This window comes from Bradyrhizobium sp. LA6.8, from assembly GCF_040547935.1.
Classification (GTDB): Bacteria; Pseudomonadota; Alphaproteobacteria; order Rhizobiales; family Xanthobacteraceae; genus Bradyrhizobium; species Bradyrhizobium barranii.
Genome location: NZ_JBEPQQ010000013.1, coordinates 175736 through 197260, shown reverse-complemented (window position 1 = coordinate 197260; position 21525 = coordinate 175736). Strand labels below are relative to the sequence as shown.

The window sequence follows — 21525 nt, the reverse complement described above, 5'->3', positions numbered from 1 at the left end:
CACTTGTCAAACAGCCCGGGACCAGGAGGCCCCAACCTTCCAGAGTGGAAGGGTTCCGACACCCTTACCGACGATGAATGAACTCCAATCGACTTATGTCGACTGTTGTGTCACTCAACAAGGTGAGGAGCATCAAGAGCGTGCATGCTTCCCTTGGCATCTAGGCCAAAGAGAGCGCCCGACAGACGAGCAACGCTGGAAAACGCATAGACGCTCACTCACCTGACTTCAAGCAGAAAATGAAAAGTTTCCACTTCGCCAATCTTCTCGTGTCCGCGTAGCAGAGCAGCAAGCCTGCTCGTCCTGGTTAAGCCCAGACGTTCATCGACTTTCCACCCGGGCACTCAGATAGTCAGGACCTCGGAAGAGACCGCTCTGGCCGTCGAGTTAGGGAACGATGCCTCGGCACGCCCACGCGACGTTTGCAAAGGACCTCGGGCCATCGGGCCGGCCGGCCTCGTAGGCATCGCGCACGGCGGCGTCGGTGCGCGCTCGCTCCGCAGCATCGAGCGCTGCCACATACTTGCCGAGCGGCCCTTCGCCAGCGGCAATCGGCGTCCAATAGTCGGCAAAGCTTTTGTAGTCCATGCGGATCATCAGCTCTACTTCCGCAATGCTCACGAGACCCTGTTCGGCAAAAGTCCGTCTCAGTTCGCCCGGCTGCATCATTGGTTGAAAGCAATAGCGACTGCGCAGCTGGCGCCCGCTTTCACCGAGTGCCGCCACCGTGTCGACCATCATGCGCATGCCGGGCATCCCGCCGAGATGATCCCACACCGCTGCCGCGACCACGCCGCCCGGCCGAACGACGCGGCGCATCTCGGCTACTGCCTTACCGGCTTCGGGAACGAACTGGAGCACGAGAAGCGCCAAAGCGCGATCGAACGTGCCGCCCTCGAAGGGCAGGGCGCAGGCATCCGCCTGTCGGACTTTTATTCGCGGGTTTGTGTTGCGCCGGATTACCTCCTCGACAAAGATTGGCGAATAGTCGACCGCGGTAATCTCGGCGAGGTCGGCGGCTTTGGCGAGCGTGAAGGTCAAGCTACCGGTGCCGCAGCCGATCTCGAGAATCCTTTCGCCGTCGGAAATCCCTGTGAAGTCGATGAATTTCCGCGCGAGTCTTCGGCTCCAGCGGCCCATGAGCTGCTCATAGCCCGCGGCGCTGTGGACGTTGAATTCTGAGGTCATCGAAGTCTCCGTGCGCTTCCCAGATTTTTAGATCTCCACGAGGTGGCTGCACAGCCGCTAACACAATCGCATTGCGATCGCGGCGAGAACGCCGTGCTGCTTGCTCTGTGGATGCGTATGAGAAGATCCGTCACGGCGAGCTCCTTTTGAGGGCTACCATGCCTCATCGAGGCCGAGTTGCCCAAACACCTCGCGACGAAGCTCAACGAAGTGCGGATCGCCCCGGTGGCGAGGATAGGGCTGGCTGTTGACGACTTCAGCCTTGACCCGTGCAGGCCGGTCGCTCAGCACGATGACACGGCCAGCAAGCAATAGCGCCTCCTCGACATCGTGCGTGACCATCAGCGCCGTGAAGCGCGAGCGCTGCCAAAGTGATACGAGTTCCGCCTGCATCGCGATGCGAGTCAGCGAGTCGAGCTGGCCCAAAGGTTCGTCGAGAATGAGCAGCTTTGGGTCGTTGACAAGCGCACGCGCCAGAGCCGCGCGTTGCGCCATGCCACCGGAAAGCTGGTGCGGGTAGGCATTGGCGAAGCCCGTGAGCCCCACCAGGCGCAAGGCGTCTTCGATACGCCCGCCATGAGTGCGTAGCAACCCGCGGGCTTCCAGACCGAGCGCAACGTTGCTCCGTACCGTCCGCCATGGATAGAGCGTTGGGTCTTGAAAAACGACGACACGCGACGGATCGGGTGCTTCGATCTCTCTTCCCTCCGCTAGCAGGGAGCCGGCTGTTGGAGTGTCGAGCCCCGCGACCAGCCGCAGCAGGGTCGATTTTCCGCACCCACTCGGCCCCAGGAGAGCGACAAATTCGCCGCGGCCGACCTGAAGGCTGATGCGGTCCAATACCGGCAGGGGCTGCCCTTCGAGATCGAAGCTGTGGCTCACTTCGCGGAGCGTTAGCGTCGATCCACGGACCGCGTGATCGCTTGCGATCGCCGCTACCATCGCACCAGACCTTTCTGCCAGGATAGCAGGCGGTCCCGCAAGCGGAACAGCAGCGTGATCAGCCCTGAGCACAAGAACGCCATGAGCAGCAGCGCGGCGTACATATTGGCATAGGCCGCCCAACCTTGCGCCCATTGCAGGTACCAGCCGAGCCCCGCCTTCACGCCCAGCATCTCGGCTACGACAAGAACCGCAAACGAGTTGCCGAGACCCATGAACAGGCCAACAAAGACATGTGGCATTGCCGCCGGAATGGCAACCTTGAGCACGAGGAAGCGCTGGGTTGCTCCCAATGTCCGCGCAATATCGTAATAGGCGCTCTTCACGCAGGCGACGCCCGACCAGGTCAGCACGGTGACCGGAAACCCGGTGGCGAGCGCAATCAGGAAAATGCTGGCGCTGAAGCTCGACGGGAAAACGAAAAATGCGAGCGGCAGCCAAGCTGTCGCGGGCAGCGGCCCGATGAACCGCAAAACTGGGTGGATCCAATAACCGGCGAGCCGCGACCAGCCGATCGCCACGCCGGTTACGAACCCCACCGCCGCACCGAGAAAGTAACCGGTCGCGAGCAGACGCGCTGAGGCGAAGATGCCTTCAGCCAGCCGCCCCCAATCATCGATTACGACTTCGACAATGGCCTGCGGCGGCGGAAAGAACGGCAACGGCAGCAATCCAAGCTTTGCTGTGACGGCCTCCCAGGCAGCAAAAAACAGCGCGAGCGCAAACAGCCACGGGGAGAGCCGCTGGAGACGCTGAAAAGCAACAAAACGAACGCCGGCAAAGGCTGCCAGGGCGAGCGCAAGGGCCAACGCGCCGCAGGCAATCGCGAAGCCGCCCGTGTAGGCCCAATCGCTCTCGGGCTTATCCGGCCAGAGCGCAGTGAGCACGGCGACCATAGACCATGCGGCGGCAACAGACAGTCCGCCGATCAACGACCGAGTGGTCGAACTTTCAAAAAAGCCGAAACCCGATTTCTCTGATGGCCTCGGCACTTCATCGATGACCGAGCTCACTGCGGATCTTCCCAATCGGCTCAGCTTAGAACGTCAAGATAAATCCGCTCGGCGAACTTGGCCGGGTCAGTGCTTCGCTTCATGACGTTCACTGCCTTGAGTTCGTCGGTGTAGAGTAGAAGCTGCTTCTTGAGCGTGGCCCCGACCGGGTGATTGTGGTGAGTATGGCTACGATACATGGTGGCGAGATCCTCTACGGATCCTCTCCCGCCGTAGCCCGAATAGATTGCTGCGGCATCGGCGGGATCGCTGGCAACTAGGTCTGCCCCCTCCAGTATCGATCGGGTCAGAGCGGCCGCCACCGGCATTTCGCTTCGGGTGAGGCTGCCACGTATCGCGAGAACGCAGCAGGTGCGGTCGGCGAATTCACCCGTCAAGTTCGTCGCGATCTCGTTGAGTTTGCCTTCCTTGAGCCAGAGGTAGGGCAGCGGATCTATCTCGGCCAGCGCCTGCACTTCGCCCTTGTCGACGGCAAGCGCGAGCAGATTGGCCGGGTACTGGCGCCACTCTACCTCTTGGGCCGGATCGATGCCCTTTTTGGCGAGGTAGATCGAAAAGAAGTTCTTCGCTGGGCTCGATTGATCGCTAATCCCGATGGCCTTGCCGCGCAGGGATTCCAGGCTGTCAATATTCGCAGCCTTGGAGCCGAGGAGCCGGATGCAGCCGCCGTGCACACCGGCGGTGATCCGAACGTCGAAACCTTGCTCCAGCGGTTTGAGCCAGCGCAGGGCCAATCCCAAACCGGCATCCGCCTTGCCAGTTGCAATCGCCTCCAACAACTGGTCGGTCGAACCGCCGAAATTGACGAATTCGACATCGAGGTTGTGCTTGGCGAAGATACCCCGCTCCTTTGCGACTGCCGCAGCGACGGTGCACGCCGCGTTCGCATTCCAGGCGAGTTTGAGTTGGCGGGGTGGGCCCTGCAGCTCTTCACTGCTCGCTGCGGCGCGACAAATAAGAGGCTCGCCGGGAATATAAGACAGCGATCCAGTCCCGGATGCCGTCAGCGCGCGAGCCGCTCCAAACATTCCAAGCGGCGCCGTGGCGCCGAGGGTGCAAACCAACGTCAACACCGAGCGGCGGGAGAAGGCGCCCCGCTTCGCTTCGGACAGACCTTTCGTCAAGCTGTTGCCAATTTCGCGCTTTTCCATGTGTCACTCCCAAACTCGCGTGTGAATGGAATAGAACTGGGCGGCGCTTTGCGGGGCCTTAGCTCACCTCTCTTTGGGCATCATCCGAGCCCGTCTGCTACACAGGTGTGAAGAGCTTCACATTAACGCAAAAAATTGGAAGGAGATAGCCGCGCGGCGATTAAGGCTCTTGTCAATCGTGTTGACCTACTCACGGCGGCGTCTGTCGCATTTGATCGCGATCGGCGCGAGTAGATGGTCAATATCTGAGTCGACACGCACCAGCATGCATGGAGCCTGCGTTGCGCGAATTGAGCAACGCCCGGACCGAGATCATGCAGGATAGGCTGAACTTCGACGCTAAGTTCAGCATGCTTTGGAATGGTCGGCTTCCCGCTTCGCTAGCTTGATCCCGGGAATGGCATCAATGTTGCGCCGGGGCATACTTACAAGGAGGTCGCATGATTACCGCCGTTGTACGATATACACTGCCGCCGCAGATCGACCACGCCGCGTGTCGCGAGCACTTTCACAAGATCGCCCCCAACTTCCGCGGGGTGACGGGGCTGATCAGCAAGCACTTCATCTGGTCCGAAAGCGGCTGGGCGGGCGGCGTGTACCAGTGGGAGCGTATCGAGGACGCTACGGCGTTCTACACCGGGCCGTGGCTCGAGGGCATCATCCAGCGCTACGGCATGAAGCCGCAGATCGATTTTTACGAGGTTTTTGCGGTAACAGACAACACGCGCGGTAGGGTTGAGCTGTTCGAGGAGGCCGTTGCTCCAAATGACCCCAGCAGATAGCTCTTCTGCCGCACTAGCGCGTAGAGGTGGCGTTGTATGAGAGGATAGCTGCGGAATCCTCACGTCATCGTAGGTAGCAAGTCCACGCCGCGACCGAATGCGACGATCACTCTGATCTTGGCTCTTCGGAGACGTGCCGATCAGGGCAAATGTCCGCGTTTCGCCAAGAACTGCCCTCCCCGTTAAGTCGCAGTTTGACCCAACCCGGACATATCTTGCACCGGAGACAAGTAGCCCTTTTGGGCGTCCGGTAAGGCCGCCGCCTCGCCGGACAGATTAAGCTTCGACCGCTTTAGTTGAATGTTTGCAGCCTCAATTTGAGCGATCCGTCGGCTTGGCGTTCGAAGACGTGCGTCGCCAAACCACTGAAGGGAGACGGCTTGCCCTCCTTGTCCTTACCCGTAGCGCTCCACTTGGCTGTGCCGAAGACTACCTTGTCGTCTCCGCCGGCATCGATCATCTCCAACTTGTGATCCGTCACACCGCTCGCGAAGAGTCCGGCAAAGAACTTCTCGATCTCGGCCGGCCCCGACGCGACCTGATGTGTGGGCGGCATCAATTTTGCCGTCGCGACATAGGAGGCGCCGATGGCTTTCTCGTCGTGCTTATTAAATGCGGCATCCCAAGCGGCGTAAGCCTTCTCCACGTCCCCCTTGGCGTCCGCGGCCAACGAAATTCCCGGCGCGCCGAGCAGACAAATGAGTAGTGTTGATGTTTGAGCCAACTTCATAGGATACTCCTCTGTTGGATAACGCCTTTCCCGAATGATTAGATCATCTCTCCGGTCGTCTGCCGCGGCTGCGCTCCCGCCAGCATGACGACACCGTCGCCGGTCGCGCTGTGGCCGGCCATTGTTTCATTACGAAAGAGGTGCAGGCGATGGCAACTTCAACGGCGCCGTTCACCTCGGGAGTCCATATCGCGCGTCATGACATCGCTAATGCATCCGGTCCACGCGCCGAACTTCAACCACCACGACCAGTTTTGCGAAGGCAAATTCAGCTGGTTGCCGGAAGAGTCCATCCAATAGTTCGCGGAACAGCAATTCCGGGCAATTACCGTCAACCACGTTGACAAATGGGAGAGAGCGACGGCGCACACATTGCCTAGACCGGAAATCCCCGAGCTGGTCACGGTGTAATTCGCCTTTTGGCCCTTAGCTGACTTTGCCGCGTTGGAGATCGCGCCGGAAGGGTTTGACCATACTTTCCTCGCCGGATCCGGCTCCGAGGCGGTCGATACCGCGCTGAAGATGGCGCTGGCCTATCACCGGGCGCGCGGCGAAGGCCATCGCCAGCGCCTGATCGGGCGCCAGCGCAGTTACCATGGAATGGGATTCGGCGGACTCTCGGTCTCGGGCATCGGATGGCAGCGGGCGCAGTTCGGCGTCATGCTTCCGGGGGTGTCACACCTTCCTCACACACATGATCTCGCGCGAAATGCGTTTAGCAAGGGCGAGCCCGAGCACGGCGTCGAATTTGCAGATGCGCTGGAAGGTCTCCTGACCGCGGTGGACCCCTCGACAGTCGCAGCCGTCGTCGTCGAACCGATAGCTGGCGCCGGCGGCGTGCTGCCGCCGCCCAAGGGCTATCTCAAGCGGCTGCGCGAGATCACCAGCAAGCACGGCATCCTGCTGATCTTCGATGAGGTCGTCACCGGCTTCGGACGACTGGGAGCACCCTTTGCTGCGCAGGCTCTAGGCGTCACGCCGGACCTCATCACCTGCGCGAAGGGGATGAGTAACGGCGCCGTTCCCATGGGAGGCGTGCTGGTTCATCATCATGTGCACGAGGCCATGTCGCAGGGATCGGAGGCCACCGTCGAGCTCGCCCACGGCTACACCTACTCCGGCCACCCGCTTGCCTGCGCCGCCGCGATTGCCACCCTCGATGTCTATCAGGAGGAAGGCATCTTCGAGAAAGTCGCGCGCATCGCCGGGACATGGGAAGCCGCCATTCACGACATCAGGGGCGCCGGCGGCGCGGTCCGCGATATCCGCAACCTCGGGCTACTTGGGGCCGTGGAGATCGAAGCTGCCCCGAACGCTCCTGGTCAACGGGCCCGCGCCGTGGCGAACCATTGTTTCGAAAATGGGATCTTTGTTCGCGCTGTTGGCGATACACTGATCCTGTCGCCGCCTCTTATCATCAACGAGGAGCAGATTGGTCAGATCGCCGATGGCATCAAGAGCGGCATTCGGACATTGTGAGATACTGAGGCGCAGACGGGGCCGCCGGAGACCGCTATAGGAATTTCTCGCGGCCCTGTGCTTTGATCTCGATCTCCAGTTGCTGATCGAGCTTGTCGAGGCTTCGCCTCAAAACCTCGATTTCGTGCGGATCGAGCGCGGCCATGAGCTTGCGCTCGACCCGAACAACGAATTTCTCGATATCCTTGTAGACCTTGCGGCCATCGGTCGTGAGGCTCAGGCTGGCGCGGCGGCGGTCCGCTTTATCCACATCACGATGAATCAGCCCTCGACGCACCAGCAGTTCGATGGAGCGCGCGACCTTGAACGCATCGGACGAGGTCAATGTCGCAAGTTGCGTGGCCGTCAGCGGCTGATGCCTGGCAATGACCGCGAGGCTTCGCCAGGCCGGCATCGTCAGCTCGTAACGATCTTCGTACATGGGGGAGATGAAGCTGCCCAGCCGCGAAGCGATGAGACCGAACCGGTATCCGGTCCAGTTCTCGAGCGGGAGGATCGTGCTGACCTTGTTCATCAAGACAATTTGCTCGCGGTGATGGGAGCAGAACCATAACGAGTTGCACTGCACCACTCAACCGCTCGCTTTCCGGACGATCGCGTCATTGACGCAGGGGCGAATTACTTGCATAATGCAAATAATAAGCATTCAAAAGAGCTAGGGAGGATCACCATGTCGAAATCGACTGACGGCCAGGATCTGACGCTGGTTGGCCCGGGTACGGTCATGGGCGAGATGATGCGGCAATACTGGATACCCGCCGCTCTCTCTTCGGAACTATCAGTCGACGGCGATCCAATGCGCCTGATGCTGCTCGGTGAGCAGCTCATTGCCTTCCGTGACAGCTCGGGCCGGGTTGGCGTGCTGGATCATCAATGTCCGCACCGTTGTGCCTCGCTGTTCCTCGGCCGTAACGAGCAGGACGGTATCCGTTGCGTCTATCACGGCTGGAAGTTCGACGTTGACGGCCGCTGCCTCGAAATGCCGAACGTCCCCCCTCCGCAGGATTTCAAGGAAAAGGTCCGCGCAAAAAGCTACAGGGTTCGCGAGTGCGCGGGCCTCATATGGGTTTACATGGGCGCGCGGGCCGAGGCGCCGCCGATGCCGATGCACGAAGCGCTGTTCGTTCCGGAGCAGGATCTGACCGTCACCATCCTCCAACGCGAAGCCAACTGGCTCCAGGGCCTCGAAGGCGATATCGACACGTCGCATTTCGGCTTCCTGCATGCCGGACACATCAACCCTGATGATTTCGAGGAAGGCCACCCGGCCCGTCACACGGTTTCCAACCGAGCGCCGGAGTACAAGGTCACCGAGACCGACTGGGGCACGATGTACGGCGCGTTTCGGCCGGAAGCGGACGATCGAATGCACTGGCGCATGGCGCATTTCTCACTGCCGTTCTGGACCCAGACCCCGAACGCCGACTTTGCCGACCACGTGGTCGCCAAGGCGTGGGTGCCCATGGACGACACTCACACGATGCTGATCTCGATCTATGGCGGCCGCGCCAAAGGGGCGACTTACTCGAGTTCCAAGCTGAAATCCGGTGGCGGCATCCCCGGGGCCGACGGTCTCGACTATCTACCCAACACCACGGACTGGTATGGGCGCTGGCGTGCGGTCCAGAACATCGGCAACGACTGGCAGATCGATCGCGAAGCTCAGCGCACCAACAAGATCTACACCGGCATCCGCAACATCGTGATGCAGGACCAAGCCGTCACGGAAAGCATGGGGCCGATCGTCGATCACACCAAGGAACATCTCGCACCGAGCGACGTGATGATCGCGCGGACGAGGCGGCGCCTGCTCAACGCTGCACGGGCATTCGCCAACAACGGCACCGTGCCGCCCGGCGTCGACGATGCTGAGGTGTTCTGGAACGCGCGCGCGGGCTCCTATTACGCTGACGCGAAGATCGACTGGCTCGAGGCCTATCAGGACAAGCTGAAGACCGCCATTCGCTGGCGTGCCCCGAGCCCGCAAGCTGCGGAGTAGCGACAATGGCCACGCCGGACCGGGAAAAGCGCGCGCGCATCACGCGCCGCGCTACGGTGTTTGGACTGACGGCCTCTTCGATCCTGCCGTCGATCATGGCTCCTTCGAGAGCGGAGGGCGAATGGTCCGCGCTGGTCGCCGCCGCAAAGAAGGAAGGACGCGTGGTGCTCTACAGCGCGTTCGTCGGCCTTGCCGCGCACAAGGAGCTCAAGAAGGACTTCGAGTCCGCTTACGGAATCACCGTGGACATTCTCGAAGCGCGCGCGAGCGAAGTCCGGGAGCGCATCCGCATCGAGCAGGCCGCGGGCCGCAACGCAGCCGACGTCTCCGAGAACGGGCGGACCACGACCACGCTGCAGATCAAGGAGGAGCGTGTCTTCGAACCGCACGGCCCCCTCCCCAGCCTCGGCCGTCTCAAGACGGACTTCCCAAGCGACGGCATGCGGCTCCCTGTCTTTGCCATCGTCTACGGCATCCTGGCGAATACCATGCTGGTCAAGCCGGCGGACGAGCCGAAAAGCTGGCTCGACCTGACGGATCCGCGCTGGAAAGGAAAAATCCTCAGCGACGATCTGCGGACGCTCGGCGGCGGCGGCGTGCTCTTCTCGGTCCTGCAGGACCTCTACGGGCGCGCCTTCCACGAGAAGCTTGCCCAGCAGGACCTGAAGTTCAGCCGGGAGATCCCCGCAAATGAGCGCCGCGTAGCGCGCGGCGAATACCCGCTCTACATCCCCGACAGCCTGACGTCGCTGCTCGAACTCAAGGGCCTTCCGGTCAAGTTCATCGCGCCGAAGGAGGGGCTGCCCTATGTCGGCTACGATCTCGCGCTGCTGAAGAATGCACCCCACCCCAACGCGGCGCGGCTGCTGATGGAATACTATCTGGGCAAGACGATGCAGCAGAACCTTGCGAGGCTCGGGCTGCTGCCGACCACGGCGGACGCGCTGACCGGTGTCGATCCCGCGGTGGCACAGATCGAAACAACGAAGCTTCTCGGCACCACGGATCCAGAACGCATGAACGAGATGCTGTCTTTGGCTCAGCAGATCTATCGCTGAGAGGCATTCCCGGCTTAAGGGGCTGCGCCGGCCTGCTCCGGCACAGCCCAAGCCGACTGCTGCGGAACGACGACGGTCACATTGTCTCCGACGGAGAAGCCACCGAACGGCGGCGCATCGACATTGAGGCGGCTATCGTCGGTCTGCACCACGACCGACCGGATCGGACCGCGGAAGATCGTATGCGCAATCTGTCCGGACCATCGAAGCTCGTGGTCACTGTGAGCCGCATCCGGCGCCGCGATACGGGCATCCTCGGGACGAACCATGACGGTCACGGGCCGCCCGGGCCGGATCTCGCTTGCCGACTGGCACGCACCACGCCAGCCCTTGCCGACGACGTTGAGCCGCACCCGGCGATCGTCGATCCGCGTGCAGGCCTCCACACTGGCCTCCAGCAGGTTCGGTGTTCCGAAGAAGGCTGCCACGATCCGGTTTGCGGGATAGCGATAAATCTCCTCGGGCGCTCCGATCTGCTGGATTCGGCCGCGATCCATCACGACCACACGGTCCGACAACGCCATCGCTTCGGCCTGATCATGTGTCACGTACAGGCTCGTCATCCCAAGCCGTCTCTGGATCGAACGGAACTCGTCGCCCATCTGCAGACGGAGCTTCGCGTCGAGATTGCTGAGCGGCTCGTCAAGCAGCAGCACCTTGGGTTCGAAGACGAGGGCCCGCGCGATCGCGACCCGCTGCTGCTGGCCACCTGACAGCGCCGGTGCCGGCCGTTCGGCAAAATCCTGCATCTCGACCAGACGGAGTGCCCTGGCGACGAGATCGCGTATCTCGGCCGCGGATTTGCGGCGCACCCGCAGCGGATAGGCGACGTTCTCGAAGACGGTCATATGCGGCCAGATCGCGTATGACTGGAAGACCATGCCGAGCCGCCGGCGCTCCGACGGAACGAAAACGCCGCGAGCCGCATCGCTGACAACCTCGTTGCCGATGCTGATGCGGCCACCGGTATTCTGCTCAAGGCCCGCGACCATCCGCAACGTGGTGGTCTTGCCGCACCCCGACGGCCCCAGCAGGGTCACGAATTCACCCTCGCTGACGCGCAGGTCGACGCCGTCGACCGCGACGAAATTACCGAAGCTCCGGCTTACCTTCTCAAGAACGACATTCGACATGGCACGATCCAAGCCTGGTCACATTCCACCGATACGGCTGCTGATGAACTTGAGTTGAACCCACCGGAAGATGATCACGAGAACCATCATGATGAGCCCGATCACGCTGACCTGCTCCGCATTGCCGTTCGCCCACAGCTTCAGCAGCACGACAGACAACACCTCGGAGCCGACAGAATAGAGCAGAACGGATGCGCTCAGCTCGCGCATGATGCCGAAGAACACCAGCACCCATCCGACGGCGAAGGAAGGCCAGGCCAGGGCAAGGACGATGCGCCTCATGGTTTGCAGCCAGCTTGCGCCATGCACCCGGGAGCACTCCTCGAGGTCGAACGAAAGCTGCGCATATGCGCTCGACATGGCGCGCACCGAAAGCGGCGTCCCAAGTGAAATATAGGCCAGCAGCAGCGCCCAGATCGTGCCGTAGATCGGAATCGCGTGAGGCAGCAGAGCAAACCCCCAGAGAAACCCGACACCAAGGACGATGCCGGGCATCATCCACGGCAGCCAGGCCATCGAATCGATCAACAACCGGCCTCGCCACTTCGTTCGGACCGAGACATAGGCGACGGTTGCGCCGAGCAACATCGTCAGTGTGGCGCCGACGAGGCCCAGGAACATTGTGTTGCTGAACCCACGCCAGAACTCGCTGCTGCCGAATACCGCCTTATAGTGCTCGAGTGTCAGCATGTCCCACTGGTAGAACCCGAAGAACTTGAAGAACGAGCCGATGACGAGTTGTCCGACCGGGAGAACCACCGTCACCACAAAGAACAGAACGCAAAAGGCAAAGGTTGCCCATCGCCATGCACCGAGTTTCATCACCGAAGGCGAATAGCCCTTGCCAGTGATGGTCTGAAAACTTCGGCCGCGCAGCATCCGCCGCTGCAGAAGAACGATCAGGAACAATAGCGCCATGATGACGAAGCTGATCGCGGTTGCATACTGATATTGCGGCGGCGACCGCTGGTTGATCGAGTCGTAGATGTCCGTCGTGATGACCCGAATTCCCGCCGGTGAGCCGAAGAAGAGCGGCGACTCGAAATTCTCGATGCCGCGAATGAAGCTCAGGATGGCCGCACCGGTCAGCGCGGGCAGCATAAGCTGCAGCGTGACAGTGCGAAAAGTTCGCAGGCGTGATGCGCCGCACATGGTCGCCGCCTCCTCGAGACTCGGATCCATCGCTCGGAAGGCGTCCACGATAAGAAGAAACAGGAACGGCACGGAATACTGCATCATGTGCCAGACGACGCCGCCATATGAATAGACGTTGATCGGCGCTGTCTCTGATCCCGTGACCCACTGATAGAGCTGATTGAGCAATCCGACCTGCGGATTGCCGAGCATGCCCCACGCCATTGCGGTCAGGATCGGGGGAATGAAGAATGGCAGCGTGATCAGGACTTCCAGAGCCCCCCGGAATGGCGTGTCGGTTCGCGCCAGTATCCAGGCGAGCAGGACGGCCAGGATTACCGAAGGGATGGTCTTGGCCAGGGATATGCCGACGGTGTTGAGGAGTGTCACCGCGCTTTGCAGCGTGATGACGTCGCGGTATCCGTCCAGATTGAAAGTGCCGGCCATTCCCGGCGGCGTCGAATGCAGGCTTCCATAGAGCAGCATCGACAAGGGATAGACGGAAAGGAAGGCGAGAACGACGACGAGCAGAGCGAGCGCCGCAAGGCGGCCTGCCGCAGTCGCCTGCAGCCACCGCCCGATCCCGCTCAGGCCGGTCGTACGCCTCTCGACGAGGTTGTTCACTCCCTCTCCGGCTGAAACGCTCATGGGTCTCTCAGGGGTAAAGCTTCTTGGCGAGATCCATCATCGAGGAGCGCTCAGCCAGCTTGGCGGGACCAATGATCTTGGCATTCACGAACTGCTGCGCGTCCGGATTGGCGCGCTCGGCGGCCGCGGCGTTCACCGGAAGCATCCAGGCGTTCGCGTAGAGCAATTGCGACTCGACGCTGAGGAAGTGGTCGATGAACAAACGCGCAGCGTTGGGATGCGGCGCGTTCTTAAGCACCGCGAGATCCATCTCCGCGAAAGGTGCACCCTCCTTCGGAATCACGACTTTCACCGGCAGCCCCTTCAGATCGGACGTGAAGGCAAAGATCTGCGGGACATAGATGGCGTACTCGCCGCGAGCGACGCGCCGCGCGTCGTTTCGCATATCGCGGCTGAACACGGGCTTTTGCTCGGCGAGCTTCTGATTGAAGTCGGTGCCCATGGTCTTTTCCAGGATGGCGAACATGGTATTCCCGCTGCCGAGCGGCCGCATGTCGTCCGAGAGGATCTTGCCCTTCCATTTGGGATCGTTGAGATCGTTCCAGCTCGTCGGGATGTCCTGCTCCTTGACCAGCCGCGTGTTGATGAGGATGCCCATCGGCTGCATGAAAGCCGGCACGCTGTATTCATTGGCTTTGAACGGCGGTCGCAAATGGGCGGCGTTCGGGATCGGCGGCAGTTTCTGCACGAAATCGCCGTTCTTGAGTTGCTCCTCGATCATGGTCGTCGTGACCATTTCCGCGTCGCCCAGGAAGCGGCCGGCCGCCTGCTCGGTGCGGATGCGCTCGGAGAGCTCACTGGCGCGCAGGTCGAGACTCTCGACCGGAATTCCGTACTTCGCTTCGAACGACTTGAGGACAGCCGTGAAGTAGGGAGCGCCCAAGGCCATGTTGTAGACCACGACTTTGCCTTCCTTCTTGGCGGCCTCGACGACCTTGTCCCAAGAACCGTCCTCGGCATGCGCGGAGCTCAACAGACCCACGAAACAGGCGACAGCCGCCGACATTCCTAGCTTGAACAACACTTACTCCTCCCAATGCGCTTTTATTTGCTTAATTGATTCACTGGTCTTCAGACTTCCAAGACAACATATTGCTTGTCGATCGTGACCTGAAACGTTTCGGCGCGCAGCTCGCCTTCGATCAGCGCGCCTCCGGACTCGACTTTCAGCTCATAGCTTCGGACCTTGGTGCGATCTGGCTCGCACCATGACCGACCGGTTCGCAGATCGAATTCCCAGCCATGCCACGGGCAGCGCAACAACTCACCACGCCGGCTGTATTGATAGTCACCAGGCCCCGTCGCCTCGACGAGCCCGACGATGCGCCCCTTGCACAGGGACGCCCCTTCATGCGGGCAACGATTGCCGACGGCGAAATACTCGCCGCCAACATTGAAGATGCCGATCTCGCGTCCATTGACCTGGACCAGCAGGCGCTGGCCCGGCGGGATCTGATCCACGGTCGCAACCACATGCCGCACCATCAGTCCAACCTGTAGAACTTGCGCGCATTCTCGTAGAGAAGCTGCTCGCGCTGGGCCTGTGTGAGGTTGGCACGAAACGCGTAGCGCGGATCGTCGAAATCCCAATGCGGGTAGTCGGTGGAGAACAGCAGCCGATCCCATCCGATCCTGTCGAACAGATCGATCAATTCGGCTGACGTCGCCGGCTCTTCCATCGGCTGCGTGCTGAACCACACCTGCTCGCGCACGTATTCCGACGGCGGCTTCTTCACATGAGGAACCTCGCTCCGAAGTCGTGCCCAGTGCTTGTCCATGCGCGCATTGAGCGACGGTACCCAGCCCAACCCGCCCTCCATGATCACGACGCGCAACTCGGGAAAGCGTGCCAGGACCCCTTCGAAGACAAGGCTGGCCACGACCGCCTGCATGGTCTGGGCGACCGAGTGGTGTTCCTCCATGTAATAGGATGTCCATCCGCCGCCGGTCGACGGATGGCCATTGGTGCCGCCGACATGAATCGTGATCGGCAGGTTGTTGCGCACGGCCGCGTCATAGATCGGCCAGTAGCGCCGGCGTCCAAGCGGCTCGTCCGTCTTGGGCAGGATCAGGATCTGGGTAAAGTTGGGATCCCCTCCCCTGGAATCGATCTCGGCGACGGAGGCAACCGTGTCCTCCTGGGCGATCAGCACCGAGGCCCTCAAACGCGGCTCCTGCTTCACCCAGCGTTCGACCTGCCAGGTATTCATCGCGCGGGTCAATGCGACGCCAAGGTCGAGATTTCTCTGACTGCCCGGATTCCAGCGCAGGGGTATCAACATGCCCACCTCGATCCCGTTCGGATCGAGGTGCTGTTTCTTCATCAGTTCAAGGCTCGATCCCGGCGGCCCGCCCTCCTCCGGATAGGCATCGATCCGCGCAGCGTCGGGCGACATGCGCGGATGCGACAGTGCCTCGGAGAAGGCGTGGCGCAGGTGGCTGCCGTAGACCGTGAGATGCTCGATCCATTGCCTTTCCAGATAGGGATGCACCTCGGTCCAGGAGGTCATCGCCGGATGGATGTCGCAATCGATCACTCTCAGCTTGTAGTTCGAGGCCCGTGGCCGCTCGAGTTCAACGGTGCTCATGGCACAACCTCCATGATCTGATCGGCCTTGGCCAATCGCGAGTAAGTCGCAAGCGCATTTTCACTGGCGATCTTGCGGAAGAGCGTATCGGAGAGCCCGCCGGACAGGACCGCGTCCCCGTCGAAATGCCAATGCGGATAGTCCGTCGAGAACAGGAACAGTTCGTCCGACTTGATGTGATCGGCGAGCCGCATGATGGCCTCACCCTCGTCCGCCGCATCGACCGGCTGCACCGTGAAACGCACATTGTTGCGGATGATCTCCGACGGCGTGCGCGTGACCCACGGAACTTCGGCTCGCACACCTTTCCATGTCTTGTCGGCGCGCCAGATGAATCCGCTCAGCCACGTCAACCCGGATTCGATTGCAACGACCTTGAGCCCTGGAAACTTCGCGAACACGCCCTCCGATATCAGGCTTTGAAGCTGGCTCTCGAATGCGGCGGATTGCGCCACATAGTCCTCGACATAGTATGACGGCCACCCGACGGCGGTAGGCGCATATCGATAGGCGCTTCCTGCGTGAATTCCGATCGTCAGGCCGAGGCGCTCGGCGCGTTCGTAGATGGGCCAGAGATGTCGCCGGCCCAGCGTCGTTTCACCGGACACCAGCATGAGGACCTGCACGAACCGGAAGTCGTCGGCGCGGCGGTCGATTTCCGCCACGGCGAGTTCCGCGTTGTGCGACGGGATCACGATCGAGGCGCGGAGCCGCGGATCCCGGTTGAGCCAGTGATCTCTGATCCAGTCGTTGGTCGCCCGGCAGAACGCTGCCGCCATATCCTCACTGTGAAGGACCTGCGCGCCGTAGAGGCAGTTCAGAATTCCATAGCGTGGTCGAAGCCGATCGAGCACATGGTCTTGCATCGCTTCGAGCGAGGAGCCCGCCTTCGCACCACCCGGGAGAAGCCAGTCCGGACGACAGGATAGTGGCGAGTTCTGCGGGTAGCTGGTCAGGCTCAGATTGAGACGGTCGAGCGCGCGGACGGAGACCATCTCGCGCCAATAATCGTCCAGATAGGGCAGGAGGACGCCCATCCCGGGCACCGCCGGATGAAGGTCGCAATCGATTGCGCCGGCATACGTCCTCGCCTGATCAAGACCGGCGACCAAGCCGTTTCCTTCCATGTCACTCTCGCCACTTTTTTCTTGGAATTGGGAGATTGGACTCTATGTTGATATGTCAATAAATGTTTTGTCAAGAAATTTGATCTGGATCAATGCGCTGCAAAATGCGGGACTTGGAACGAAGTCCATTGGAGATCTTCGAAAATGCCGGCGACCAAGAAATTCGAGAGGGAGAAAGCTTCGGACGAACGTTCCCGGAATGCCGGAATGCTGGCCCGTGAACATGTGGCCGTGCTGGTGTCGACCCTCGGCATGCGCCTCAACAGAGGCGCGACCGCGTATTACCGCGCGGCCTGGAACATCGGCATCGTGGAATGGCGTCTTCTCATGACGCTCAAGAGCATCGAATCCCTCAATGTCAGTGAACTTTCCGACGCTGCCGACGTCGACAAGGCTGCAGCAAGTCGCAGTCTCGCCATCCTGGCGGATCGAGGGCTGATCTCGATCGAGCAGACTCGCTCCCGTGGCAGAGCCGCTATCGCCAAGCTTACCCGCGAAGGTAGAGATTTCGCCACTAGAATGGCCGAAGCCTCGCGTAAGCGCGAGGCTCGGCTATTCAAAGATTTCCCAATCGCCGACAAAAAACAATTGTCGCAACTTTTACTTCAGCTTTCTAATGCCTTGGATCATGCTGATTGGGAGCACTAACGGATCACAGACCAGCGGAAGGATCAAGTGAGCTACGATGCTCAAGTCCATCCCGCAGAACGTTTCTCGATAGGATGTCCCCGTCTCACTCACCGCAAGCGCGACGCTCTTGCCCTCCTTAGGGAGACGGCCGGCGGTTTCGGATCGCCCCCAAAGTCCTGCTAGGTGGTGCATTGTTCTGAAAGTTGTAGCCGTCTCTCGCTTTTCAACCCGGATCGCCCGCAACAATTCGTAGACGTGGCTAGGCTTGATCTCTGGGATCGTGAGTTTCCAATTGTCGGGCCAGCGTACCGTTTGAGCGACGACGGCCATTGACTGCGATGCTTCGTGCTCCAGATCGACCAGTGCTTGCGCATGTAGATTTCGGCGCACAGCTCGAAAGTAGGCAGGGTGACCTTGGTCCCTCCGGCTTTCGCTTCCTCAGGCGCCGCTCGCTTCTCCACACGATGTCGACGCCGGGTGCGCTGCGATCGCCTTTGACACGAAGACGCGCTGCGTCGCGGGCAAGCCGCACGTCCTTTAGCGACACGTCTTTGAGCGATCCTAGACCGAGCCAGCGCGGCTTACCTTCTTTCCAATATCGGTAGCACCAGTTCTGGCACTCGCGATGACGAGGTAGAGACCGTCGCCGTTGTTGTTGCTGGCTGAGAAGATGATGACGGCACTGCGAAAATGCGAATAACTTCCGTTGGTCACTTTTAAGGGGCTGTGTGATAGGCCAAGCGGTCTCCCATCCTCAAGCAAGTCGATCTGGTCGGACCACTGTCAAAGTCTTGGCACTGGCCTGTTTCCGGCGACAGTGGCCTAGTTTGAAATGACAACGTGGCCCGTTTTGTTCTGGGCCAACCATACGGTGTATTCACGGGCGGAACACGCCGTCATAGATTGCCGAACTTTCCCGGTCTTGGCACGATCTGCAATAGACGCCGCATTCTGACGGGCAATATCATTTCCCGCTTCAGGACTATGGAGGGCGGGCGCGCTTCGCGGGCTAGCTCTTAGTCCGTATTCCTGACCGCCTCAGCTAGTATGGCGTAAAGCTGGCGCTTGCTGAGCTTTTTGGGCTGCCGCTTCTCCAGTGGTTTCGACACCTTCTTACCTACAGTGCGGGCACAAGCGGCGGACAATGCCGCTCTCTTCCGGTCTACCCCTGTGAACGGAAATCGTCAGATTGCACCGGCATGTATCACGCGGGCCAAAACCGGACTCGTGCACCGCAGAAAATGATGGCGCATGATCTACTTATCCTATCGGTTCTGGTATGATCCTTAAGGTGGTTGAAGATCTCGGGAAGCGGATGAGCCCGAATTTTTCGAGCAGGAAGGGCATCTGCGGAACCTAACGTAACATCAGACGTTCTTCCGGCGTATGAGCAGCGCCGTCGCCCCGGCGCAGCCTGCGCAGAGGCGTCGCGCTGTGCTGGTCGGAGAGAAAGCTCATGAGACTCACTCTTTCGGTCATCAAGGCTGACGTTGGCTCAGTCGGCGGGCATACGAAACCATCTTCACGCATGATGGCAGCTGTCGAGGGCGAGGTCGCGAAGGCGATCTGCAATGGTCTGTTGATCGACGGTTTTGTCTGCCACACCGGCGACGACATTGCGATCATCATGACGCACACTCGGGGCGAGGGGAGCTCCGAGATCCATCAACTCGCCTGGAAGGCGTTTCTTGCGGCCACTTCGGTTGCAAGGACTTCCGGTCTCTACGGCGCCGGCCAGGATCTTCTCGCAGACGCACCTTCCGGAAACATTCGCGGTGCCGGCCCGGGCGTCGCCGAGCTCAGCTTCGACCACAGCCTCTCGGGGCCGAGACCCGCGGAATCATTCATGGTGTTCGCCGCCGACAAATGCGGCCCCGGCGCCTATAACCTGCCGCTCTACCTCGCCTTCGCTGATCCCATGTATTGCGCCGGGCTGATGCTACCCCCGATGATCAAGGGATTCCGCTTCCATGTCATCGACATGGACCACACGGCGGGCGACAGCGTGATCGAACTCGATGCGCCCGAGGACAACTACCACATGGCCGCGCTGCTCCGCGACAACGAGCGCTTTGGCATTGATCGCATCGTTTCTCAAACATATGGCGAGGTTGCCGCCGCCGTGTCGGCGCAACGTCTTCACGCAATCGCAGGCAAGTACACCGGCAAGGACGATCCGGTCGCAATCATCAGAAACCAGGGAATTTTCCCGGCGCCCGAGGAGATTATCTCGCCCTTCGCCAAGGCACACTTCGTGGGCGGCGATGCGCGCGGCTCGCACGTGATGCCGCTGATGCCCGTGCCGCTCAATACACCGGTCACTGGCATGTACTGCCTGCCGATCGTTTCTTGCGCTGGCTTTTCGGTCGACAAGGACGGCCGCTTTTCCGAGTCCTATACCGATTTCTTCGACAACCCGGCGTGGGACGAGGTGCGCCGGCGCGCGCAACGCAAGGCAATCGAGATGCGCAGCCAGGGCTGGTCCGGCGCTGCGATGCTGCCCTATTCTGAGCTGGAATATGGCGGCTTCCGCGACACCGTATCCGCACTCGTGAAGCGATTTCGGCTGCGTGAGGAGCGCAAGCCGGAAGCGGCCGAGTAGCGAAGCTGCGCTGTGCATTATTACGACCTGCCAATGCTGGGAGGTTTGGCTTGGCGAAAAGACGCATCGGCATTCTCACGGGCGGCGGCGACGTCGCCGGCCTCAACGCAGTCATCAAGAGCGTGACTTATCGCGGCAGTGAGAACGACATCGAGGTCGTCGGTCTCCGCCGTGGTTGGGAGGCCCTCACGCACTTGAACCTCGAGGACCCGACCAGCAGGTCTCACTATGTCATCCCGCTCAACCGTGAAAACACTCGCACTATCGACCGGCGCGGCGGCACCGTGCTGCATTCGAGCCGCATCAATCCGTCCAAAATACAAAAGCTGCCCGATCATCTCGTCGGCAGGGACGCTCCAGTCTCCCTGAGTACCAAGGACGGCATCGTAACCAAGACCTGGGACCTCACCGGCCAGGTGCTGACGAACCTTTCGGGGCTCGGAATCGAACACCTGATCGCCATCGGCGGCGACGACACGCTCAGTTATGCGGCCAAGCTCAACGAACTCGGCGTCAAGATCATCGCCATCCCGAAGACGATGGACAACGACGTCCGCAACACCGAGTACTGCATCGGCTTCTCGACCGCGATCACCCGCGCCAGCGATGCCATCCAGCGACAGCGCACCACTGTCGGCTCGCATGAGCGAATTGGCATTTTCCGCGTCTTTGGCCGCGATGCTGGATTCACAGCGCTCTACGCCGCGTATGCGACCTCGATACGATGCGTCATACCGGAGTACAAGGTCAACCTCGACAAACTGATCCAGCTGCTCCTCGAGGAGAAGCGAGCGAACCCAAGCAACTACGCGCTGATCGTGCTCAGCGAGGGTGCCGAGTGGGAGGGCTTCAACCTGCAGGAATACGGCGAGCCTGACGCCTACGGTCACCGCAAGAAGGCCAACGTGGCGGAATCGCTTGCCGACGAGATCAAGCGGCGCGCCGGCGAGGAGACGATCACCTCCGACCTCACCTACGACCTGCGATCGGGCGATCCGGACTTCATCGACAAGCTTGTGGCCCTGACTTTCGGCAACATGGCCTACGATGCCATCCTGGAAGGCAAGACCGGCCTCATGTCGGCGCTGGTAGAGGGCTGCTACGACCTCGTGCCCATCCCTGACGCCAAGCTCGGCCCGCGCAAATTGGACGTCGCCAGCAGCTACAACACGGAGCGCTATCGCCCCATCTACGGCAACAAGCAGGGGTTGCCGATCTTTCTCAACCGCGCGTCATAGATAGATGGTGACCCAAGCGCCGGCATGACTGGTTGCTGCGGGTGCGTCGCAACCGGCCTTGTCGCCGCCGCGCCACCGAGATC

General features: G+C 60.9%; 19 protein-coding genes. 7 read left to right on the top strand and 12 right to left on the bottom strand.

Going from position 1 to position 21525, the window contains the following annotated elements; genetic code table 11:
* Positions 1 to 387: 387 nt before the first annotated feature.
* From ABIA90_RS41500 to ABIA90_RS41485, 4 genes are all read right to left on the bottom strand, one after another.
* Entirely contained in the window at positions 388 to 1188 is an 801-nt protein-coding gene (locus ABIA90_RS41500; RefSeq protein ID WP_063985286.1) for a class I SAM-dependent methyltransferase, read from the bottom strand.
* A 153-nt stretch (positions 1189 to 1341) separates the two neighbouring features.
* Positions 1342 to 2130: an ABC transporter ATP-binding protein gene (locus tag ABIA90_RS41495; protein WP_063985287.1), complete on the bottom strand. Its 789-nt coding sequence runs from the start codon at positions 2128 to 2130 to the stop codon at positions 1342 to 1344.
* Positions 2124 to 3062 carry an ABC transporter permease gene (locus ABIA90_RS41490; RefSeq protein ID WP_224517721.1) on the bottom strand — a complete coding sequence of 313 codons (939 nt, stop codon included), beginning with the start codon at positions 3060 to 3062 and terminating at the stop codon, positions 2124 to 2126. Before ABIA90_RS41490 ends, ABIA90_RS41495 begins: the two co-directional genes overlap by 7 nt.
* Before the next feature lie 101 nt (positions 3063 to 3163).
* Positions 3164 to 4294, bottom strand: a complete 1131-nt coding sequence (locus tag ABIA90_RS41485) for an ABC transporter substrate-binding protein (RefSeq protein ID WP_081369351.1) — start codon at positions 4292 to 4294, stop codon at positions 3164 to 3166.
* Positions 4295 to 4734: 440 nt separating this feature from the next.
* On the opposite strand from ABIA90_RS41485, the gene ABIA90_RS41480 reads away from it, so the two are divergent.
* Positions 4735 to 5076 carry a hypothetical protein gene (locus ABIA90_RS41480; RefSeq protein WP_354121353.1) on the top strand — a complete coding sequence of 114 codons (342 nt, stop codon included), beginning with the start codon at positions 4735 to 4737 and terminating at the stop codon, positions 5074 to 5076.
* 292 nt (positions 5077 to 5368) lie between these two features.
* On the opposite strand, the gene ABIA90_RS41475 is transcribed toward ABIA90_RS41480, so the two are convergent.
* The gene (locus ABIA90_RS41475; protein WP_071916327.1) at positions 5369 to 5806 is read right to left on the bottom strand and encodes a YybH family protein; all 438 of its coding nucleotides are present in this window, start codon (positions 5804 to 5806) and stop codon (positions 5369 to 5371) included.
* A 444-nt stretch (positions 5807 to 6250) separates the two neighbouring features.
* Between ABIA90_RS41475 and ABIA90_RS41470 the strand changes: the two genes are divergently transcribed.
* Positions 6251 to 7285 carry an aminotransferase class III-fold pyridoxal phosphate-dependent enzyme gene (locus ABIA90_RS41470; protein WP_354121352.1) on the top strand — a complete coding sequence of 345 codons (1035 nt, stop codon included), beginning with the start codon at positions 6251 to 6253 and terminating at the stop codon, positions 7283 to 7285.
* Between the two features lie 34 nt (positions 7286 to 7319).
* Here the strand turns inward: ABIA90_RS41470 and ABIA90_RS41465 are convergent, their stop codons facing one another.
* Positions 7320 to 7799 (bottom strand): MarR family winged helix-turn-helix transcriptional regulator, encoded by a 480-nt coding sequence (locus ABIA90_RS41465; RefSeq protein ID WP_354121351.1) that lies wholly within the window; start codon positions 7797 to 7799, stop codon positions 7320 to 7322.
* A gap of 156 nt (positions 7800 to 7955) precedes the next feature.
* On the opposite strand from ABIA90_RS41465, the gene ABIA90_RS41460 reads away from it, so the two are divergent.
* Positions 7956 to 9284, top strand: a complete 1329-nt coding sequence (locus ABIA90_RS41460; RefSeq protein WP_354099246.1) for a Rieske 2Fe-2S domain-containing protein — start codon at positions 7956 to 7958, stop codon at positions 9282 to 9284.
* 5 nt (positions 9285 to 9289) lie between these two features.
* Positions 9290 to 10342, top strand: coding sequence for an ABC transporter substrate-binding protein (locus tag ABIA90_RS41455; RefSeq protein WP_354121350.1), 1053 nt, complete (start codon positions 9290 to 9292; stop codon positions 10340 to 10342).
* Between the two features lie 14 nt (positions 10343 to 10356).
* On the opposite strand, the gene ABIA90_RS41450 is transcribed toward ABIA90_RS41455, so the two are convergent.
* Genes ABIA90_RS41450 through ABIA90_RS41425 form a run of 6 tightly spaced genes read right to left on the bottom strand, consistent with a single transcriptional unit; the run spans position 10357 to position 16972 of the window.
* Positions 10357 to 11475, bottom strand: coding sequence for an ABC transporter ATP-binding protein (locus tag ABIA90_RS41450; RefSeq protein ID WP_354121349.1), 1119 nt, complete (start codon positions 11473 to 11475; stop codon positions 10357 to 10359).
* Between the two features lie 18 nt (positions 11476 to 11493).
* The gene (locus ABIA90_RS41445; RefSeq protein ID WP_354121348.1) at positions 11494 to 13257 is read right to left on the bottom strand and encodes an ABC transporter permease; all 1764 of its coding nucleotides are present in this window, start codon (positions 13255 to 13257) and stop codon (positions 11494 to 11496) included.
* Positions 13258 to 13264: 7 nt separating this feature from the next.
* On the bottom strand, positions 13265 to 14281 hold the full coding sequence (locus ABIA90_RS41440; RefSeq protein WP_354121347.1) for an ABC transporter substrate-binding protein: 1017 nt from the start codon (positions 14279 to 14281) through the stop codon (positions 13265 to 13267).
* A gap of 47 nt (positions 14282 to 14328) precedes the next feature.
* Positions 14329 to 14742, bottom strand: coding sequence for a Rieske (2Fe-2S) protein (locus tag ABIA90_RS41435; protein WP_354121346.1), 414 nt, complete (start codon positions 14740 to 14742; stop codon positions 14329 to 14331).
* On the bottom strand, positions 14742 to 15845 hold the full coding sequence (locus ABIA90_RS41430; protein WP_354121345.1) for an amidohydrolase family protein: 1104 nt from the start codon (positions 15843 to 15845) through the stop codon (positions 14742 to 14744). Before ABIA90_RS41430 ends, ABIA90_RS41435 begins: the two co-directional genes overlap by 1 nt.
* Positions 15842 to 16972 (bottom strand): amidohydrolase family protein, encoded by a 1131-nt coding sequence (locus tag ABIA90_RS41425; RefSeq protein ID WP_208084971.1) that lies wholly within the window; start codon positions 16970 to 16972, stop codon positions 15842 to 15844. Before ABIA90_RS41425 ends, ABIA90_RS41430 begins: the two co-directional genes overlap by 4 nt.
* Before the next feature lie 144 nt (positions 16973 to 17116).
* Between ABIA90_RS41425 and ABIA90_RS41420 the strand changes: the two genes are divergently transcribed.
* The 3 genes from ABIA90_RS41420 to ABIA90_RS41410 all read left to right on the top strand — a co-directional run bounded on the left by ABIA90_RS41420 (position 17117) and on the right by ABIA90_RS41410 (position 21442).
* Positions 17117 to 17620 (top strand): MarR family transcriptional regulator, encoded by a 504-nt coding sequence (locus ABIA90_RS41420; protein ID WP_085403308.1) that lies wholly within the window; start codon positions 17117 to 17119, stop codon positions 17618 to 17620.
* Between the two features lie 1438 nt (positions 17621 to 19058).
* Positions 19059 to 20204 carry a fructose-1,6-bisphosphatase gene (locus ABIA90_RS41415; RefSeq protein WP_354121344.1) on the top strand — a complete coding sequence of 382 codons (1146 nt, stop codon included), beginning with the start codon at positions 19059 to 19061 and terminating at the stop codon, positions 20202 to 20204.
* A gap of 50 nt (positions 20205 to 20254) precedes the next feature.
* Positions 20255 to 21442 carry a 6-phosphofructokinase gene (locus ABIA90_RS41410; RefSeq protein ID WP_354121343.1) on the top strand — a complete coding sequence of 396 codons (1188 nt, stop codon included), beginning with the start codon at positions 20255 to 20257 and terminating at the stop codon, positions 21440 to 21442.
* The last annotated feature ends 83 nt before the right edge of the window (positions 21443 to 21525 follow it).

Bases quoted from the DNA above. Each gene is read 5' to 3' on its own strand.
- ABIA90_RS41485 (WP_081369351.1), bottom strand. From the start codon at position 4,294: ATGGAAAAGCGCGAAATTGGCAACAGCTTGACGAAAGGTCTGTCCGAA.
- ABIA90_RS41415 (WP_354121344.1), top strand. From the start codon at position 19,059: ATGAGACTCACTCTTTCGGTCATCAAGGCTGACGTTGGCTCAGTCGGC.
- ABIA90_RS41495 (WP_063985287.1), bottom strand. From the start codon at position 2,130: ATGGTAGCGGCGATCGCAAGCGATCACGCGGTCCGTGGATCGACGCTA.
- ABIA90_RS41450 (WP_354121349.1), bottom strand. From the start codon at position 11,475: ATGTCGAATGTCGTTCTTGAGAAGGTAAGCCGGAGCTTCGGTAATTTC.
- ABIA90_RS41500 (WP_063985286.1), bottom strand. From the start codon at position 1,188: ATGACCTCAGAATTCAACGTCCACAGCGCCGCGGGCTATGAGCAGCTC.
- ABIA90_RS41425 (WP_208084971.1), bottom strand. From the start codon at position 16,972: ATGGAAGGAAACGGCTTGGTCGCCGGTCTTGATCAGGCGAGGACGTAT.
- ABIA90_RS41455 (WP_354121350.1), top strand. From the start codon at position 9,290: ATGGCCACGCCGGACCGGGAAAAGCGCGCGCGCATCACGCGCCGCGCT.
- ABIA90_RS41435 (WP_354121346.1), bottom strand. From the start codon at position 14,742: ATGGTGCGGCATGTGGTTGCGACCGTGGATCAGATCCCGCCGGGCCAG.
- ABIA90_RS41480 (WP_354121353.1), top strand. From the start codon at position 4,735: ATGATTACCGCCGTTGTACGATATACACTGCCGCCGCAGATCGACCAC.
- ABIA90_RS41420 (WP_085403308.1), top strand. From the start codon at position 17,117: ATGCCGGCGACCAAGAAATTCGAGAGGGAGAAAGCTTCGGACGAACGT.
- ABIA90_RS41460 (WP_354099246.1), top strand. From the start codon at position 7,956: ATGTCGAAATCGACTGACGGCCAGGATCTGACGCTGGTTGGCCCGGGT.
- ABIA90_RS41465 (WP_354121351.1), bottom strand. From the start codon at position 7,799: ATGAACAAGGTCAGCACGATCCTCCCGCTCGAGAACTGGACCGGATAC.
- ABIA90_RS41445 (WP_354121348.1), bottom strand. From the start codon at position 13,257: ATGAGCGTTTCAGCCGGAGAGGGAGTGAACAACCTCGTCGAGAGGCGT.
- ABIA90_RS41430 (WP_354121345.1), bottom strand. From the start codon at position 15,845: ATGAGCACCGTTGAACTCGAGCGGCCACGGGCCTCGAACTACAAGCTG.
- ABIA90_RS41475 (WP_071916327.1), bottom strand. From the start codon at position 5,806: ATGAAGTTGGCTCAAACATCAACACTACTCATTTGTCTGCTCGGCGCG.